This window comes from Massilia agilis, assembly GCF_024756255.1.
Lineage (GTDB): Bacteria > Pseudomonadota > Gammaproteobacteria > Burkholderiales > Burkholderiaceae_D > Telluria > Telluria agilis.
On record NZ_JANUHB010000001.1, the window covers coordinates 315,144 to 332,601 of the forward strand.

General features: G+C 66.5%; 15 protein-coding genes. 7 read left to right on the forward strand and 8 right to left on the reverse strand.

From position 1 onward, the window contains the following. Window positions 1-85 precede the first annotated feature (85 nt). On the reverse strand, window positions 86-1,741 hold the full coding sequence (locus NX774_RS01380; protein ID WP_258820362.1) for a peptide chain release factor 3: 1,656 nt from the start codon (window positions 1,739-1,741) through the stop codon (window positions 86-88). A gap of 214 nt (window positions 1,742-1,955) precedes the next feature. Here NX774_RS01380 and NX774_RS01390 point away from each other — a divergent pair, with 214 nt between their 5' ends. Genes NX774_RS01390 through NX774_RS01415 form a run of 6 tightly spaced genes read left to right on the forward strand, consistent with a single transcriptional unit; the run spans window position 1,956 to window position 9,154 of the window. Beyond that, complete coding sequence (locus NX774_RS01390) at window positions 1,956-2,366, forward strand: type IV pilin protein (RefSeq protein WP_307731084.1); 411 nt, start codon at window positions 1,956-1,958, stop codon at window positions 2,364-2,366. After that, a complete protein-coding gene (locus NX774_RS01395; RefSeq protein ID WP_258820363.1) occupies window positions 2,360-2,827 on the forward strand; it encodes a GspH/FimT family pseudopilin in 468 nt (155 codons plus the stop codon). The genes NX774_RS01390 and NX774_RS01395 overlap by 7 nt, the downstream gene beginning before the upstream one ends. Before the next feature lie 5 nt (window positions 2,828-2,832). Further along, on the forward strand, window positions 2,833-3,453 hold the full coding sequence (gene pilV / locus NX774_RS01400; protein ID WP_258820364.1) for a type IV pilus modification protein PilV: 621 nt from the start codon (window positions 2,833-2,835) through the stop codon (window positions 3,451-3,453). A 9-nt stretch (window positions 3,454-3,462) separates the two neighbouring features. Beyond that, window positions 3,463-4,524: a PilW family protein gene (locus tag NX774_RS01405; protein WP_258820365.1), complete on the forward strand. Its 1,062-nt coding sequence runs from the start codon at window positions 3,463-3,465 to the stop codon at window positions 4,522-4,524. Then, on the forward strand, window positions 4,521-5,114 hold the full coding sequence (locus tag NX774_RS01410) for a hypothetical protein (RefSeq protein ID WP_258820366.1): 594 nt from the start codon (window positions 4,521-4,523) through the stop codon (window positions 5,112-5,114). The genes NX774_RS01405 and NX774_RS01410 overlap by 4 nt, the downstream gene beginning before the upstream one ends. Window positions 5,115-5,131: 17 nt before the next feature. Beyond that, entirely contained in the window at window positions 5,132-9,154 is a 4,023-nt protein-coding gene (locus NX774_RS01415; RefSeq protein WP_258820367.1) for a pilus assembly protein, read from the forward strand. A 13-nt stretch (window positions 9,155-9,167) separates the two neighbouring features. Here NX774_RS01415 and NX774_RS01420 read toward each other — a convergent pair whose 3' ends face one another. Both NX774_RS01420 and NX774_RS01425 read right to left on the reverse strand, forming a co-directional pair. Beyond that, the gene (locus tag NX774_RS01420; RefSeq protein ID WP_258820368.1) at window positions 9,168-10,292 is read right to left on the reverse strand and encodes a sensor histidine kinase; all 1,125 of its coding nucleotides are present in this window, start codon (window positions 10,290-10,292) and stop codon (window positions 9,168-9,170) included. Next, window positions 10,289-10,954, reverse strand: a complete 666-nt coding sequence (locus NX774_RS01425) for a response regulator transcription factor (RefSeq protein WP_258820369.1) — start codon at window positions 10,952-10,954, stop codon at window positions 10,289-10,291. The genes NX774_RS01420 and NX774_RS01425 overlap by 4 nt, the downstream gene beginning before the upstream one ends. Before the next feature lie 257 nt (window positions 10,955-11,211). Here NX774_RS01425 and NX774_RS01430 point away from each other — a divergent pair, with 257 nt between their 5' ends. Next, window positions 11,212-12,021 (forward strand): Crp/Fnr family transcriptional regulator, encoded by an 810-nt coding sequence (locus NX774_RS01430; protein WP_258820370.1) that lies wholly within the window; start codon window positions 11,212-11,214, stop codon window positions 12,019-12,021. 320 nt (window positions 12,022-12,341) lie between these two features. Here NX774_RS01430 and NX774_RS01435 read toward each other — a convergent pair whose 3' ends face one another. From NX774_RS01435 to pheS, 5 genes are all read right to left on the reverse strand, one after another. Next, window positions 12,342-12,974 (reverse strand): response regulator, encoded by a 633-nt coding sequence (locus NX774_RS01435; RefSeq protein ID WP_258820371.1) that lies wholly within the window; start codon window positions 12,972-12,974, stop codon window positions 12,342-12,344. Between the two features lie 140 nt (window positions 12,975-13,114). Further along, the gene (locus tag NX774_RS01440; RefSeq protein WP_258821423.1) at window positions 13,115-13,519 is read right to left on the reverse strand and encodes a MerR family transcriptional regulator; all 405 of its coding nucleotides are present in this window, start codon (window positions 13,517-13,519) and stop codon (window positions 13,115-13,117) included. An 8-nt stretch (window positions 13,520-13,527) separates the two neighbouring features. Further along, a complete protein-coding gene (locus NX774_RS01445; RefSeq protein WP_258820372.1) occupies window positions 13,528-13,878 on the reverse strand; it encodes an integration host factor subunit alpha in 351 nt (116 codons plus the stop codon). Between the two features lie 107 nt (window positions 13,879-13,985). Next, complete coding sequence (gene pheT / locus NX774_RS01450) at window positions 13,986-16,412, reverse strand: phenylalanine--tRNA ligase subunit beta (RefSeq protein ID WP_258820373.1); 2,427 nt, start codon at window positions 16,410-16,412, stop codon at window positions 13,986-13,988. 21 nt (window positions 16,413-16,433) lie between these two features. Then, window positions 16,434-17,450, reverse strand: coding sequence for a phenylalanine--tRNA ligase subunit alpha (pheS, locus tag NX774_RS01455; RefSeq protein ID WP_258820374.1), 1,017 nt, complete (start codon window positions 17,448-17,450; stop codon window positions 16,434-16,436). Window positions 17,451-17,458: the final 8 nt, after the last annotated feature.

Consider the following 17,458-nt stretch of genomic DNA (forward strand, 5'->3'; position numbering starts at 1 on the left):
CCGGACGGCTTGTGCCCACGCGGCGCTTGTGAACCGCGTGGGGTGAAGCCGGCCGCCGGCCAGCCGAACGTGCCCGCCGGGGGTATCAGTCCAGCTTGGCCGCGTGCTCGCGCGTGGCGTGGAACTTGAGCTTGGGCCAGCGTTCCTCGGTCAGGCGCAGGTTCACGCTCGACGTGGCCAGGTAGGCCAGGTTGCCGGCCGCGTCGTACGCGACGTTGGGCGCCAGCGCCTGTTCGAAGTCCGACAGCGCCTTCTTGTCGTCCGAGCTGACCCAGCGCGCGCTGCTGATGCTGGCGCCTTCGAACATCGCGTCCACGCCGTATTCGTTGAGCAGGCGGGAAGCCACCACCTCGAACTGCAGCACGCCCACCGCGCCCAGGATCAGGTCGCTGCCCAGGACCGGCTTGAACACCTGCACCGCGCCCTCCTCGCCCAGCTGCTGCAAGCCCTTCTGCAGCTGCTTGGTCTTGAGCGGGTTGCGGATGCGCACCACGCGGAACAGCTCCGGCGCAAAATACGGGATGCCGGTGAACGAGAGCATTTCGCCCTCGGAGAAGCTGTCGCCGATCTGCATGTTGCCGTGGTTGGGCAGGCCGATGATGTCGCCAGCGTAGGCTTCCTCGACCTGCTCGCGCGAGGACGCCATGAAGGTCACCACCTGCGACAGCTTGACCTCGCGCGAGAGGCGCAAATGCTTGACCTTCATGCCCTTTTCAAAGCGGCCCGAGCACACGCGCAGGAAGGCGATGCGGTCGCGGTGCGCCGGGTCCATGTTGGCCTGGATCTTGAACACGAAGCCCGAAAAGCGCGGCTCGACCGGTTCGACCTTGCGCACCGTGGCGTCGCGCTCGCGCGGTGGCGGCGCCCAGTCCACCAGCGAGGACAGGATCTCGCGCACGCCGAAGTTGTTGATCGCCGAGCCAAAGAACACCGGGGTCTGGATGCCGTCCAAAAAGCGCTGCAGGTCGAACGGGTGCGAGGCGCCGTGCACCAGCTCCACTTCCATCTTCAGCTGCTCCATTTCGAGCGGGAACATTTCCATCAGCTTGGGGTTGTCGATGCCCTTGACGATCTCGAAGGCGCCGTCGGCGCGTTCCTCGCCGGCGCGGAACAGCATCACCTCGTCGTTGAGCAGGTGGTACACGCCGCGGAAACTCTTGCCCATGCCGATCGGCCAGGTCACCGGCGCGCACTCGATCTCGAGCACCGACTCGACCTCGTCGAGCAGCTCGAGCGGGTCGCGGGTTTCGCGGTCGAGCTTGTTCATGAAGGTCACGATCGGGGTGCTGCGCATGCGGCACACGTCCAGGAGCTTGATGGTCTGCTCTTCCACGCCCTTGGCCGCGTCGATCACCATCAGGGCCGAGTCGACCGCGGTCAGCACGCGGTAGGTGTCTTCCGAGAAGTCCTGGTGGCCCGGGGTATCGAGCAGGTTGATCACGTGGTCGCGGAACTCGAACTGCATCACCGAGCTGGCCACCGAAATGCCGCGCTGCTTTTCGATCTCCATCCAGTCGGACGTGGCGTGGCGCCCGCTCTTCCTGGCCTTGACGGTGCCGGCGAGCTGGATCGCGCCCGAGAACAGCAGCAGTTTTTCGGTCAGCGTGGTCTTGCCCGCGTCCGGGTGCGAAATGATGCCGAAGGTGCGGCGCCGCGCCACCTCGCGCGCAATCTGCGCGGGCTGCTTGGCGGCGCTGCCGTCCTGGGTGTCTGGAGTCGTTGCTGCGTGATCGGTAGCCATAGTCTCGGCCATCCTGTGGCCCTTGCAAAACCCTCGATTTTACCGGCTCGCGGCGCGCTTGTGTGAAACCGCGCCATCGTCGCCCTGCCCGGCCGGCCCAGGCCCGGCCCGGGTGCGCGCTTGTCAGCATTTTGTCAGCTTGTTTTCAGGCATTTGACAGCTTGAAAGTTTATACTGAGCAACATTTCCAGCCATCCGTTCAAGGAGCGCCACCATGCAGCAGCGCCTTCGCCTGACATCCGCCCGCCTGCGCGGGTTCACCCTGATCGAACTGATGGTCGTGCTCGCGATTATCGGCATTCTCGCCGCGATCGCCTACCCGGCGTATGGCAAGTACCGGGTCAACGGCAACCGGGCCGCGGCGCAGGCGCACCTGATGGAGCTGGCACAGGCCGAAACCCAGTACCTGACCGACAACCGCGCCTACGCCGACACCGTGGCCAAGCTGGGCACCACCACCCCGCCGTCCGTCAGCGACAACTACGACGTGTCGTTCGAAGTCTCCGATGGCCCGCCGCCGAGCTTCAAGATCATCGCCACGCCCAAGGTCGGCACCATCCAGGCCAGCGACGTGACGCTGACGATCAACGACGCCGGCCAGAAGACCCCGACCGACAAATGGTAACCCGCCCGAGCGCCGCGCACGGCTTCACCCTGCCCGAACTGCTGGCCGTGGTCGCGATCATGTCCATTTTGGCGGCGACGGCCGCCCCCGCGGTCACCGCGCTGATCGCCGGGCAGCGCGCGCGCTCGGCCAGCAGCGACCTGTTGACCTCCCTGAATCGCGCCCGCAGCGAAGCGATCAAGCGCAACACGGCGGTGACGCTGCGCCCCGAGACGGCCGGCAGCTGGCCGAGCGGCTGGCGCATCCCCAACCCCAGCGATACCGGCCACCCGATCGAGGTGCACAACCCGCTGACCGGCGCCACCGTCACCGGGCCGTCCTCGGTGGTGTACCTGCCCAACGGCCGGATCAGGGCCACGGAGTCGGTGTCGTTCGACATCTCCTTTGCCAACGCCGCCAAGCACCGCTGCGTGACGGTGGACCTGAGCGGCCGGCCCTACCTCAAAAACGACGCCTGCTGACCATCATGCACCCACCTTCCCCACGCCTTCGCGCCCGCCAGCGCGGCACCACCCTGGTCGAGGTCCTGGTGACCGTCATCCTGCTCGCCTTCGGCCTGCTCGGGATCGCGGCGCTGCAGGCCAAGGCCCAGGTCGGCACGATCGAGTCCTACCAGCGCGCCCAGGCAGTCGTGCTGCTGCAGGACATGCGCGCCCGCATCATGAGCAATGGCGACGCGGCCGCCGACTACGTCACCGGCACCAGCACCCCGCTGGGCACCAGCACCACCAACCCCGGCCTGGCGGACTGCGACGCGCTGGTCGCGGCGGCCGATGCCGACAAGGCCACGTCGGTGCGCGACATGTGCGAATGGAGCAATGCGCTCAAGGGCGCGGCCGAGGTGCAAGGCACCGCCAACACCGGCGCCATGATCGGCGCGCGCGGCTGCATCGAGCAGATCCAGGCCCAGGATGCGTCGGCCGGCGTGTGCCGCCCGGGCATCTACCGCCTGACCGTGGCTTGGCAGGGCATGCACCCGACCCGCACGCAAAGTCTGGCCTGCGGGGCCAACGCCTACGGCAACAACGACAGCTACCGGCGCGCCATCTCGGTGCAGGTGGCGGTCGGCCTGCCCAGCTGCAGCTGAGGAACCGAGATGAAGCCTACCCCCAAGTTGCCCCTGCCGCGCCGCGCGCGCGGCTTCACGATGGCCGAACTGATGGTGGCCGTGGCGATCGGCCTGCTGATTTTGGCCGGCATGACCAGCCTGTTCGTGCGTAACAGCCGCGCCCAAGCCGAGATCGAAAAGGCCAACCGCCAGATCGAGAACGGGCGCTACGGCATTGACGTGATCACCGCCGACCTGCGCAACGCCGGCTTCTACGGCGAGTTCGACCCGACCCCGCTGGGCGAGCCGACCGCGCTGGCCGATCCCTGCGCCACCGACCTGGCTGCGATCAAGGTGGCGCTGCCGCTGCACGTGCAAGGCTACGACGGCAGCGCCCCCGGCTGCATCTCGGACGTGCGCAGCGGTACCGACGTGCTGGTGGTGCGGCATACGCGCGGGTGCACCACCGGCAGCGCCGACTGCGACGACGTGGCCGGCCCGCTGTTCCAGGCCTCGCTGTGCAGCACCGAGCTGGCCATGACGACCATCCCCGAGAACTGGTTCCAGCTCGACACCGACGCGACCAAGCTCACCCGCACCGGGCGCGACTGCACCACGGCGGCGGTGACGCGCCGCTTCATCACCCACATCTATTACGTCGCCAACAACGACCAGCCCAACGACCACATCCCCACCCTCAAGCGCGCCGAGCTGCAGCTGGTGGACGGCGGGCTGCAATTCGTGCCCGTGCCGCTCGCCGAAGGCATCGAAAACCTCCAGCTCGAATACGGCATCGACACCAACGGCGACGGCAAGGTGGACATGGTCAGCGCCGACCCGACCAATGCGGTGGACCCAAGCGTTGCCGCCGGCTGCAGCTCCGGCAGCTGCGGGCCGCGCAACTGGCACAACGTGCTGACGGTCCGGCTCAGCTTGGTCGCGCGCAACACCGAAGCCACGCTTGGCTACAAGGACACCCGCCAGTACAAGCTCGGCCACAACGCCGATGGCAGCGAGTACGTGCAGGCCGCCGCCAACGACAGCTTCAAGCGCCACGTATTCCAGTCGCTGGTGCCGATGCCCAACCCGATCGGAAGGAAACAACCATGAGCGCGCCGATGCTACACCGCGAACGCGGCATCACGCTGGTGATGGCGCTCATCATGCTGGTGCTGCTGACCTTGCTTGCGCTGACCAGCATCACCCTGGGCAACTCCAACCTGCAAATCGTCAGCAACATGCAGCAGCGCGAGCAGGCCGTCTCGGCCGCCTACCAGGTGCTGGAGGAGACGATCAGCTCGACCCGTTTCTTCAACACGCCCGACGCCGCGCTGGCCAACCCCTGCGGTGCCCCCAACCAGCGCTGCGTGGACACCGACGGCGACGGCAAGACCGACATCAAGGTCACGCTCACCCCGTCGCCGGCCTGCGTGAAGGCGCAGGCCATCCTGAACAGCAACCTGAACCTGGAAGACTCGGAAGACGCCGGTTGCGCGGTCGGCAGCAGCCAGTTCTTCGGCGTGGCCGGCGCCACCACCGGCAGCTCGGAATGCGGCAACACCACCTGGGACATCACCGCGGTGGCGACCGACGTGGTCACCGACGCCTCGGTCAAGGTCACGCAGGGCGTGTCCGTACGCGTGGCCACGGACGACATCGTTACCAACTGCACGCCGGCCTCCGCGGCCGCGGCCAACTGAACCGGAACAGGGATGCCATGAAACGCAATCTTTTCTCCACCTGCCTGGCGTTGTCGCTCTCGGCCGGCCTGTCGTGGTCGCCGATCAAGGCGGCCGCCGACGACATCGACATCTTCACCGGCACCTCGGGCGGCACTTCGACCAACCCGCGCATCCTGATCGTGCTGGACAACACGTCAAACTGGGCACGCCAGAGCCAGCAGTGGCCGGGCGGGCTGCAGCAGGGCCAGGCAGAGGCGCGCGCCATCCGCAACCTGGTGGCCACGCTGGACGACAAGACCAACATCGGCCTGATGGAATTCGTCACCGGCGGCACCGCCAATGACGACGGCGGCTTCATCCGCTCAGCGGTGCGGCCGATGGATGCCGCCGCCAAGGCCAGCTTTTCGACCCAGCTTGACACGATCTACAACGACATCAACGGCGCCACCGAAAAGCGCAACTCGAACACGGCCTACGGCAATCTGATGTATGACGTGTACAACTACTTCGCCGGCGGCAATTCGTACTCGCCCGGCGCAGTGCTCGCCAGCAAAGCGGACAATGCCGGCTACACCTCGCCATATGCCACCTTCGCGGCCCCGATCAGTGCCGACAGCACCTGCGGCAAGACCTTCGTGATCTTTATCGGCAACGCCGACTCGAATGGCCCGACCAAGGACAGCGCGGCCAACACGGCCAAGCTGAACGAGCTGAACGGCAACAAGAACGCCGACGGCAGCATCATCCCTGTCAAACAGCTGGGCCTGCCCAACTTCACGACCCAGAATACGACAACCCGCACCAATGTGGGCGTCACGGCGGCCTGCTATGCGAACGCGACCGACGCCAAGGCCGAGCTGCTCTCGTTCAAGACGCAGTGCTCGACCTTCACCGAGGACTGCGTGATCGGCGACCCGACCGCCAACCTTTCGCCGATCGCCTGCCCGAGCGGCACCCAGTCCTACACCGTGGTGCAGTCGGTGTTCCACCCCGCCACCACCGCGCCCGGCGTACCGGTGCAGGGCACGGTGACCAGTTCCACCGGCACGACCACCGGCTACTACGGCTCGGCCAGCGACGTTAACCCGAATACCGACCATGGCAGCCTCACCTGCCCGGCCACCACCACGACCACCAGCGGCAACAACACCGCGACCACGAGCTACAGCTGCAGCTACACCGTCGGCGGGCCGGTGGGGACGGCCGTCCAGAGCACCAGCAGCGCCGCCTCCAGCGCCTGCTACTCCGGGGTCGGCACCGGCACCGGCTACTGGAACCCGGCGACCACCTCGGACTTCGGCGGGCTGACCTGCCCGACCAACAGCTCCTGCACCTACTCTGGCGAGCGCCAGAGCAACAACAAGGGCTGCCCGGGCAACACCGACTACAAGATCACCATCACCCAGACCGCGACCGTCAAGCGCCAATACAACGTCACGCAAACGGTCACGCCCACCACCGTCAACAGCACCACCACGCCGCCGTATACCAGCACCGCGGTGCTCGGCCCGACCGCGCAATGCTATGCCAGCGGCCCGACCAGCACCAGCGACTATGCCAGCTCGTGCACCGGCACCAACGTCAGCTGCACTTACAACAACGCCCCGACCTCGAACACGCTGGCCTCGTGCCCGCCGGGCACCAGCGCCTACAAGGTCGACGGCGTGAACATCGAGCTGGTCGATGTGCCGACCACCACCTCCACCACCGACACGGCCACCTACAATGCCGACGAATGGGCGCGCATGATGCACGACAAGGGCATCCCGGTCGCCAATTCGAGCGTGCGGCCCTCGGTGACCACTTACACCATCGACGTGTACAACAAACAGCCCAACGCGGTGCAGACCTCGCTGATGATGAGCATGGCCAAGGCCGGCGGCGGCAAGTACTTCGCGGCCAAGAACGAGCAGGCGATCCTGGACGCGCTCAAGCAGATCATCGTCGAGATCCAGGCGGTGAACACCAGCTTCGCCTCGACCAGCCTGCCGGTGAACGCGACCAACCGCGCCCAGAACGAGAACCAGGTGTTCATCGGCATGTTCCGGCCGGACCCGAGCGCGCTGCCGCGCTGGTTCGGCAATCTCAAGCGCTACCAGCTGGTGGCAGCCGGCAGCGGCGTGGACCTGGGCGACGCCAACGGGAAGCTGGCGATCAACTCGCTGACCGGCTTCGTCACGCCCTGCGCCACCAGCTTCTGGACCACCGACAGCGGCACCTACTGGAGCGGCCTGGGCGTCAACCCGGACCCGGCGGGCGGCTGCACCACCTCGGCCTTCAACAAGTATTCGGACGCGCCGGACGGCCCGCTGGTGGAAAAAGGCGGCGCCGCAGAGGTGCTGCGCGCGGGCAATGTCGGCGGCGCGGCGGCCAGCTATGCGCTCTCGCGCACGATGTACACGCTGTCCGGCACCGCGCTGGTCGACTTCACGGCCGCCAACAGCGGGCTCGATGCCAGCCTGGTTGCCTTCATCCGCGGCGAAGACGTCAACAACGACAGGGCGGGCGCAGGCACCACGCGGCCGTCGATCCATGGTGACGTGATCCATTCGCGCCCGCTGCCGGTGAACTACGGCAAGGACAAGGGTGGCGTGCGCGTGTTCTACGGCGCCAACGACGGCGCGCTGCATTCGGTCAAGGCCGACAGCGGCGTCGAGGCCTGGTCGTTCGTGGCGCCCGAGTTCTTCGGCCGGCTGCAGCGGCTGAAGGACAACAGCCCGATGATCAGCTACCCGACGCTCGCGTCAAGCGTCTCGGCCCAGGCCAAGGACTATTTCTTCGACGGCTCGGTTGGCCTGTACCAGAACGCCGACAACTCCAAGGTCTGGATCTACGCCGGCATGCGCCGCGGCGGGCGCCGCATCTACGCGCTCGACGTGACCAACCCCGACGCGCCGGTCTACAAGTGGCGCAGCGGTTGCGCCGACCTGGCCAACGACAACGACTGCGCCGCCAACATGAGCGGCATCGGCCAGACCTGGTCCACCCCGAGCGTGGCGCTGGTCAAGGGCTTTTCCAGCAGCACCCCGGTGGTCGCGTTCGGCGGCGGCTACGATGCCTGCGAGGACGCCAACCTGTCCGCGCCTAACTGCGGCAACAAGGGCCACTTCATCTACATCCTCAACGGCCTGACAGGGGCGCTGCTGCACGAACCGTTCGAGACCGAGGGCGCGGTGGCAGCCGACGTGGCGATGGTGGACGTGAACAACGACGGCATGCCCGACTACCTGTATGCGGCCGACACGCGCGGCAACATCTACCGGATCGACTTTGTCGACAACACCGCGCTGCACGGATCGCTGGCCAAGGAAGGCTGGACCATGCGCAAGGTGGCGTACACGACCGGCGGCGCGCGCAAGTTCCTGTTTGCGCCGGCGCTACTCTACTCGGCCGGCAAGGTGTACCTGGCCATCGGCAGCGGCGACCGCGAGCACCCGCTCAAGGAGCAATATCCTTACACCACCCCGGTCACCAACCGCTTCTACGTGTACAAGGATGACCTGTCCATCACCGGCGACGACGCCCCGGCCATCAACCTGGACAGCCAGCTCCAGGACTACAGTTCCAAGGACAGCTGCGACACGCCGCTGGTGCTGCCCTCGTCCAACCTGAAGGGCTGGTTCATGGACCTGAACCAGTACGGGCGCGGCGAACAGGTGGTCACCTCGGCCCTGATCGCCGGCGGCATGGTCACCTTCAGCACCAACCGTCCGATCCCGCCCAACACGGCCACCTGCTCCACGGCGCTGGGCGAAGCGCGCGGCTACTGGGTCAACCTGCTCAATGGCTCCGGCGCCATCAACGTGGGCGGCAGCTGCGGCGGCCAGCGCTCGTCGCCGTTCGTCGGCGGCGGCCTGCCGCCGTCGCCGGTGATGGCGACCAGCGTGCCGGTCGGCGACAAGGCCGTGTCGGTGATCATTGGCGCGGTGCAGAAAGGCGGCACCGACGAGGGTGCGGCGGGCACGTCCGGCGCCAGCTCGGCGATCGGGCCGCAGCTGCACCGCCCGGCCATCAAGTCCAAGCGCAAGCGCAGCTACACCTACATCTCGGGCAGCTGAGGCGTTGCCGGGCTCAGGCGGGCGGGAAGCGGACCGTGAACACGGCGCCCTTCCCGCCCGCGCCGCTTGAGAGCTCGACCTCTCCGCCGTGCACCTGGGCGATGTCGCGCACGATCGCCAGGCCCAATCCGCTGCCGGTGGTGTTCTGGTCCAGCCGGACGAAGCGCTGGAACACGCGCGCGCGTTGCTCGGGCGCGATGCCGGGGCCATTGTCCTCCACCACCAGCCGCGCCACGCCACCCTCCACGCCGGCCCGCACCGTGACGGTCCCGCCCGGCGGCGTGTAGCGCAGGGCGTTGTCCACCAGGTTGTCCAGCAGGTCGCGCAGCAGGAAGCGGTCGCCCCGCACCGGCGCCGCGGCCAGCGAAAAGCCCAGGTCGATGCGGCGCGCGACGGCCTGGACGACGAAGGCCTGCACCGCTTCCTCCACCAGCCCCGCCAAGTCCAGCGGCTCCACGCGCGCGGCCTCGAAGCGGCTCGGTTCGGCACGCGCCAGGGACAGCAGCTGGTTGGTTTCGCGGATCAGGCGCTCATTGGCCTGGCGCATCAGCGCGAGCGAGGCCCCGGTCTCGGGGTCGTCACGGTGGCGCGCCGCCAGCCATTCCAGCTGCAGCTTCATGCCCGCCAGCGGCGTGCGCAGCTGGTGCGCGACGTTGGCCTGGAACTCGTGCTGGGCGCGCGCGCTGTCGCCGATGCGACCCAGCAGGTCATTGAAGGCATCGACCACCGGCACCAGTTCCTGCGGCAGGCCATCCTGGTGCAGCGGCTCCAGGTCGGCACTGCCGCGCCGGTCGAGGCTCGCGCGCAGGCGCGCCAGCGGCGCCAGGCCGTTGGTGACCGAAAACCACACCAGCCCCGCCAGCGCCAGGCACACCAGCACCTCGACCAGGACCAGGGTGCGCAACACGGCGCTGCGCACCTGCGCGCGTGCCTGGGCACTGCGCGCCACGCTCGACGCCGCTGGCGCTGGCTGCATCTCTTGGGCGGTTGACACAACGGTGGCGCCGGGCTGCGGCTGGATGGCGGCCAGTTCGGCCGGCTTCCACGCCAGCTCGTAGGCCAGCAGCGCCGCGCCCAGGTTCACCAGCACGACCGGCCCCACCAGCCACTTCAGCAGCCGCAGGCGAATGCTGCTCATGCCGAAATATCGAACAGGTAGCCGAAACCGCGGATGGTCCGGATGACCACGCCGGCATCCTCGAGCTTGCCGCGCAGGCGCGACACGTACACCTCGACCGCGTTCAGGGTCAGGTCGTCGCCCCAGGGCTGGATCGCGTCGATGATCTGCTGCTTGGACACTACCCGTCCGCTGTGCTGCAGCAGGTATTCAAGCACCGCCCATTCGCGCACCGACAGCTCGACCGGCTTGTCGCCGATGCGGGCCCGCCGCGCGGCCACGTCCAGCACCAGCCGGCCGGCCGACAGTGCCTGCGGTGCCGGCGCATTGCGGCGCGCCAGCGCCCGGATCCGCGCCACCAGCTCGGCGGTGGCAAACGGCTTGACCAGGTAGTCGTCCGCGCCCAGCTCCAGCCCGTGCACCCGGTCCTCGACCGCGTCGCGCGCGGTCAGGAGCAGCACCGGCAGCTGCGAGCCGCGCGCGCGCAGCCGGCGCACCACTTCGAATCCGTCGATGCCGGGCAGGCCGATGTCGAGCACTGCCACGGCGTAACTGCCCGCCTGCAGCAACTGGTCGGCACGCACGCCGTCGTGGACGAGCTCGACCCCGATCCCCTGTGCTTGCAGGACACGGCCCAGGCCGTCTGCAAGGACGGCATCGTCTTCCACGAGCAGGATTTGCATGCCTAGTGCTGAGTTGTTTTGGAGCCGCCCATTATGCGCTAAATCGTTGCCCGCGCCCAAGAAAACGGGCCGTTTTGGGGGCCTGCTCCAGTAGGACTGGACTGACAAAACATTATGCTGAGAGCCTACATTGGTGCGACTGCTAATCTTATGTTCGGCACCGGACTATAGCTTCAATATACACACATCGCGATGGGGAAACGTCAAGACGAGCTCCCCTCGCCAACGAAGCAAGTAGAAGATTACGAGGACATAAAATGAACAACGCTCAACTTGGTGGTGCCATGCAAAAAGCGCAAGCGGTCAACCAGATTCCTTCCACCAAGGAGGAACTGAAGACTGCGTCCCGTCCGGTTGTCAGCTACAGCGGCACCCAGCAGAACGAACTGCTCGCCGCCCTTCCGCGCCAAGACCTGGAAACCCTGTTCGAGCACCTCGAGCTGGTCCCGCTGCCCTTCGGCAAGGAACTGTTCGAATACGGCAGCAAGCTGGAGTACGTGTATTTCCCGACCACCGCCATCGTCTCACTGCTGTACGTGATGGAAGACGGCGCAACCACGGAGATCGCCGTGGTGGGCCATGAGGGCGCGGTCGGCGTGTCGCTGTTCATGGGCGAACGCGCCACCTGCAGCGCGGTGGTGCAGAGCGCCGGCTACGGCTACCGCCTCAAGACCCAGTACCTGCGCGACGCCTTCAACCGCGGCGGCGCCCTGCCGCAGCTCCTGATGCGCTACACCAATGCCCTGTTCGCCCAGATGGCGCAGAACGCCGTGGGCGGGCGCCACAGCTCGATCGAACAAAAGTTGTGCCGCTGGCTGCTGGACCGCCTGGACCGCTCGCCCTCGAACGAGCTGAAGGTGACGCAGGAGCTCATCTCGATCATGCTGGGCGTGCGGCGCGAGAGCATCACCGCCGCCGCCGGCAAGCTGCAGGAAGAAGGACTGATCCAGTACCGCCGCGGCAACATCACGGTGCTCGACCGTGCGGGGCTGGAAGAATACGCGGGCGAATGCTACAAGGTCGCCAAGTCGGAATATGACCGGCTGCTGATGGACGTGGCGCGGTAAGCGCTGCCAACACGACGTCGCCCGTGCAAAAGGCGGCACTCGACAGTGATGAACAGCAGGCGCCCTTCGGGGCGCTTGCTGTTTGTGGGTCAGCCACGAACCCCGCTTGAAGCCCCCGGCGCAAGAGATTACCCACCACCTTTTATCGACGTCATCCCGGCGCAGGCCGGGATCCATAGACCGTGTCCCAAGTCCGGACACGCAACAGTCCCGCGCGCTCAGCATGGATCCCCGCCTGCGCCGGGATGACGGTCTTACGGGTAGAAAAGAAAACGGCCGCGATTGCGGCCGCTCAGCTGGAGGACTCTCGTCCCTTCCACTCAATCGAGCAGGTTGTTCTTCATCGCGTAGTACGTCAGGTCGCTGTTCGACTGCAGCCCCATCTTTTCCATAATGCGGGTGCGGTAGGTGGACACGGTCTTGATCGACAACGACAGCGCATTGCCGATGTCGGACACGGTCGCGCCCTTGGCCAGGCGCAGGAACACCTGGAACTCGCGGTCCGACAACTCGGTGTGCAGCGCCGTGTTGGGGTCGCGGTCGAAACTTTGCGCCAGCAACTCGCCCACTTGCGAGCTGACGTAGCGGCGCCCCTGGTACACGGTGCGCACAGCCGTCTTGAGCTCGTCGGCGTCGCATTCCTTGTTCAGGTAGCCGTTGGCGCCCATCTTGAACAGGTTCAGCGCGTACTGCTGCGCCGGGTAGCCCGACAGGATCAGCACCGGCAGGTTGGGCTGCCCCTGGCGGATGGTGCGCAAGATGTCGATCCCGCTCTGGTCCGGCATGGCGATGTCGAGCAGCAGCACATCGCAGATCTCGCGCCGCGCGATGTCGAGGGCCTCGCGCCCGGTGGCGCCTTCGGCCACAACGTCGAACTCGCCGGACGACGAAAAAATCTGCTTGAAGCCCGCTCGTACTATCTGGTGATCGTCACAAATGGCAACGCGTATCATTGTCTTCCCTTAAAGTTTCCTGAGGCAGGAAAGAGCCGAGGCTGAACCTCACGCCCGTGTCAATGCGTTGATTCAGCAAAACCGCATGTGACATTCTAGCACTCCAGCGCCGCCGATCAACAGGCGCACGAATGCCTGAGTCAGGCTGCCCGCGGGCCGTGCTTGAGCAGGTCGAGAATGGCGAGCAGTTCGTCGCGCAGCGCGGCCGGATCGAGCATGCCGGCGGCCTGCTCCTCGTGCGCCACCTCGACACCGGGGTCTTCGCTGCCGCGGCTGTCGAGCTTGTTGCGCGCGCCGCTGATGGTGAAGCCCTGCTCGTACAACAGCTCGCGGATGCGCCGGATCAGCAGCACTTCGTGGTGCTGGTAGTAGCGGCGGTTTCCACGGCGTTTGACTGGCTTAAGTTGGGTAAATTCCTGCTCCCAGTAGCGCAGGACATGCGGCTTGACCCCGCACAATTCGCTGACTTCCCCGATCGTGAAATAGCGCTTGGCCGGGATCGGCGGCAGCGTCGTCGGTTCTAGCTTGGTCGGACGGTCGTTCATCATTCAAATCAGGCAGCGCGCGACAGCGACGGGCTGGTCTCCTCGACCATGCCCTTCAGTTTCTGGCTCGCGTGGAAAGTCACGACGCGGCGCGCCGTGATCGGGATCTCTTCGCCGGTCTTGGGGTTGCGGCCGGGCCGCTGAGGCTTGTCGCGCAACTGGAAATTGCCGAAGCCCGACAGCTTGACCGCCTCCCCGCGCTCGAGCGCGTTGCGGATTTCGTCGAAAAAGGTCTCGACCATGTCCTTGGCCTCGCGCTTGTTCAGGCCGACCTGCTCGAACAGCAGTTCGGCCAGCTCGGCCTTGGTCAGGGTCGGCAATGCTTTCTCGGCCTCCTGACGCGTGCGCGCGACCTGCATCGCGCGATGCAGGTCGGCCGCCAGCGCTTCCTGGAGGACGGCCGAATCGATGTCGTTGTTGTTAATTTTGAAGCCCTGCCTTCAGATCAAACGAGGTTTCGGACACGTTATGCACGCAAACGCGCGCCATGTTTTTGTTTTGCGGCCTCGGCCAGCGCACCCATGATGGCGTCCACGGCGTCGTCCTGCAGCGTCGATTGAGTATCTTGCAAGCTAAAGCGGAAAGCAAGACTTTTTTCGTCCGCTTCCAATCCTTTGCCGCGATATTCATCAAATAAAACAACGGCTTGCACGATCCGACCGAGCGGGTTCGATTGTACCTCAGCAGCGAAGGCATCGAGAATCTCCTGCGCCGCAACCTGTTGTTTGACCACCAGCGCCAGGTCGCGCGAGGCGCCCGGGAACTTCGAAATCTCGACATAGTTCGGCACCACGCGCTGCTGCAGCGCAGCAGCATCGACCTCGAACAGTACCGGCGCCTGCGGCAGTTCGTACTTCTGCAGCCAGCGCGGGTGCAGTTCGCCGATGAAGCCGACCGGCTGGCCATCGAGCTCGATCGCGGCGCAGCGGCCCGGGTGCAGCGCCGGGTGCTCGGCCTTCACGAAGCGCGCCACGCGCGGCGCGAACAGCGCCTCGAGGTCGGCCTTGACGTCGAAGAAGTCCACGGCACGGTTCGGCACGCTCCACTGCTCGTCCAGCGCCGGGCCGTAGGCGATCGCGGCCACGCGCTTGGGCTGGCTGATGCCCGCCACCGACAGCGGACCGTCCTGGACTTGCTCGCTGCGCTGGTACACGGCGGCCACCTCGAACAGGCGCACGCGGTTCTGCTTGCGGTTCAGGTTGTAGCGCACGTTGGCCAGCAGGCTGCCCACCAGGTTCGAGCGCATCACGCTCATCTGGCTGGCGATCGGGTTCTGCAGCTTGATCGGGTCGGTGTTGGCGGCGAAATCGCGCTCCCACTCGGCCTCGACGAAGCTCATGTTGACCACTTCCTGGTAGCCCAGGTCGGCCAGCTGGTGGCGGATCGCGAACAGCGAGCGGCGCTCTTCCGGCTGGGCCAGGATGGCGGTCGGCGCCACCGGCGGCAGCGACGGGATGTTCTCGAAACCGTACACGCGCGCCACTTCCTCGATCAGGTCTTCCTCGATCTCGATGTCGAAGCGGTACGACGGCGCGGTGACGTGGAACTGGCCCGCCTCGTGCGTGAACGGCAGGTGCAGGCGCGTGAAGATGTCGGCCACCTGCTCGTCGGTGAACGGGATGCCGATCACCTTGCTGGCGCGCGCGGTGCGCATGGTCACCGGCTTGGGTTGCGGCAGGTTGACGGACTGGTCGTCCACGGGGCCCACCCTGGTGCTGGCGGTGCCGCAGACCTCGACGATCAGCGCGGTGATGCGCTCGATGTGCTCGACCGTGGTGGCGTAGTCCACGCCGCGCTCGAAGCGGTGCGCGGCGTCGGTCGAGAAGTTGTAGCGGCGCGCGCGGCCACGGATCGAATCGGGCCACCAGAACGCGGCCTCGAGGTAGATGTCGGTGGTGTCGAGCGTGACGGCGGTCGAGTCGCCGCCCATGATGCCGGCCAGCGATTCGATTTCCTTGTCGTCGGCGATCACGCCCACCGTTTCGTCCACCTCGATCGTGTTCCCGTTCAGGAGCTTGAGCGTCTCGCCCTTGCGGCCCCAGCGTACGTCCAGCCCGCCGTGGATCTTGGCCAGGTCGAACACGTGCGACGGGCGGCCCAGCTCGAGCATGACGTAGTTGGAGATGTCCACCAGCGCCGAGACCGAACGCTGGCCGCTGCGCTCGATGCGGCGCTTGATCCAGTCGGGCGTGGCCGCTTTCGCGTTCAGGCCGCGGATCACGCGGCCGGTGAAGCGACCGCACAGGTCCGGCGCGCTGATCCTGGCCGGCAGGATTTCGTCGGTGGTGACCGGCACCGCGCGCGCGGCCGGGACCGACAGCGGCACGCCGGTCAGGGCCGACACTTCACGCGCCACGCCCAGCACCGACAGCGCATCGGCGCGGTTCGGGGTCAGCTTGATGGTGAACTTCAGGTCGTTCAGCAGCAGGTAGTCGCGGATATTGGTGCCGACCGGCGCGTCTTCGGGCAGCTCCAGCAGGCCCCCGTGTTCGTCGGAGATTTTCAGTTCGCGCGCCGAGCACATCATGCCCTGCGACTCGACGCCGCGGAGTTTACCGACCTTGATCTGGAACGGCTTGCCGTCCGCGCCCGGCGGCAGCACCGCGCCGACCATGGCGCACGGCGCCTTCATCCCGGCGCGCACGTTGGGGGCGCCGCAGACGATGTTGAGCAAGGTGCCGGTACCGACGTCCACCTTGCACACGTTCAGCCGGTCGGCGTCCGGATGCTTGGCCACTTCCAGCACCTGGGCCACCACCACGTTGGAGAACGGCGGCACGACCGGCTCGATCTCTTCGACTTCAAGGCCGGACATCGTCAAGAGGTGGGCCAGTTCGTCCGAAGTCATCTTCGGATCGACCATCGTACGGAGCCACTTTTCGGAAAATTGCATAGTTCTGCCTGGGTGGTGGTGTTAGTTGAACTGCTTCAGGAAGCGCAGGTCGCCTTCGTAGAACAGGCGCAGGTCGTTGACGCCGTAGCGCAGCATGGTCAGGCGCTCGAGGCCGGAGCCGAACGCAAAGCCGATGTACTTCTCCGGGTCGAGCCCGAAGTTGCGGATCACGGTGGGGTGCACCTGGCCCGAGCCGGACACTTCGAGCCAGCGGCCCTTCAGCGGACCGGAGCCGAACGCGATGTCGATCTCGGCCGACGGCTCGGTGAACGGGAAGTACGACGGGCGGAAGCGCACCTGCAGGTCGTCGGTTTCGAAGAAGGCCTGGACGAAGTTCAGGTACACCGCCTTCAGGTCGGCGAAGCTGATGTTCTCGCCGATCCACAGGCCTTCGACCTGGTGGAACATCGGCGAGTGGGTGGCGTCGCTGTCCACGCGATAGGTGCGGCCCGGCGCGATCACCTTGATCGGCGGCGTATGCGTGCGCGCGTAGCGCACCTGCATCGGGCTGGTGTGGGTGCGCAGCAAGAGCGGCTTGCCGGTGGAGTCATTGCCCTCGACGTAGAAGGTGTCCTGCATCGAACGGGCCGGATGGTTCTCGGGGCTGTTCAGCGCGGTGAAGTTGAACCAGTCGGTCTCGATCTCGGGGCCGTCGGCCACGTCGAAACCGATGGAACGGAAGATCTCCTCGACCCGCTCCCAGGTGCGCATCACCGGGTGGATGCCGCCACGGGAAGCGCCGCGGCCCGGCAGGGTCACGTCGATCGACTCGGCATTCAGGCGCGCCTCGAGCTGGGCGTTGGCCAGCGCGTCGCGGCGGGCCGTCAGCGCCTGCTCGATTTTCTCCTTGGCGGCGTTGATCAGGGCGCCCTGGGCCTTGCGCTCCTCGGGGGCCAGCTTGCCCAGCCCCTTCATCAGCTCGGTGACCTGGCCGGTCTTGCCCAGGTATTTCGCCTTGGCGTTTTCGAGCGCGGCGGCGTCCGGCGCGGCGCCGAAATCGGACTGGGCCGAGACGACGAGTTCTTCCAGCGAGTTCATCTTGTTCT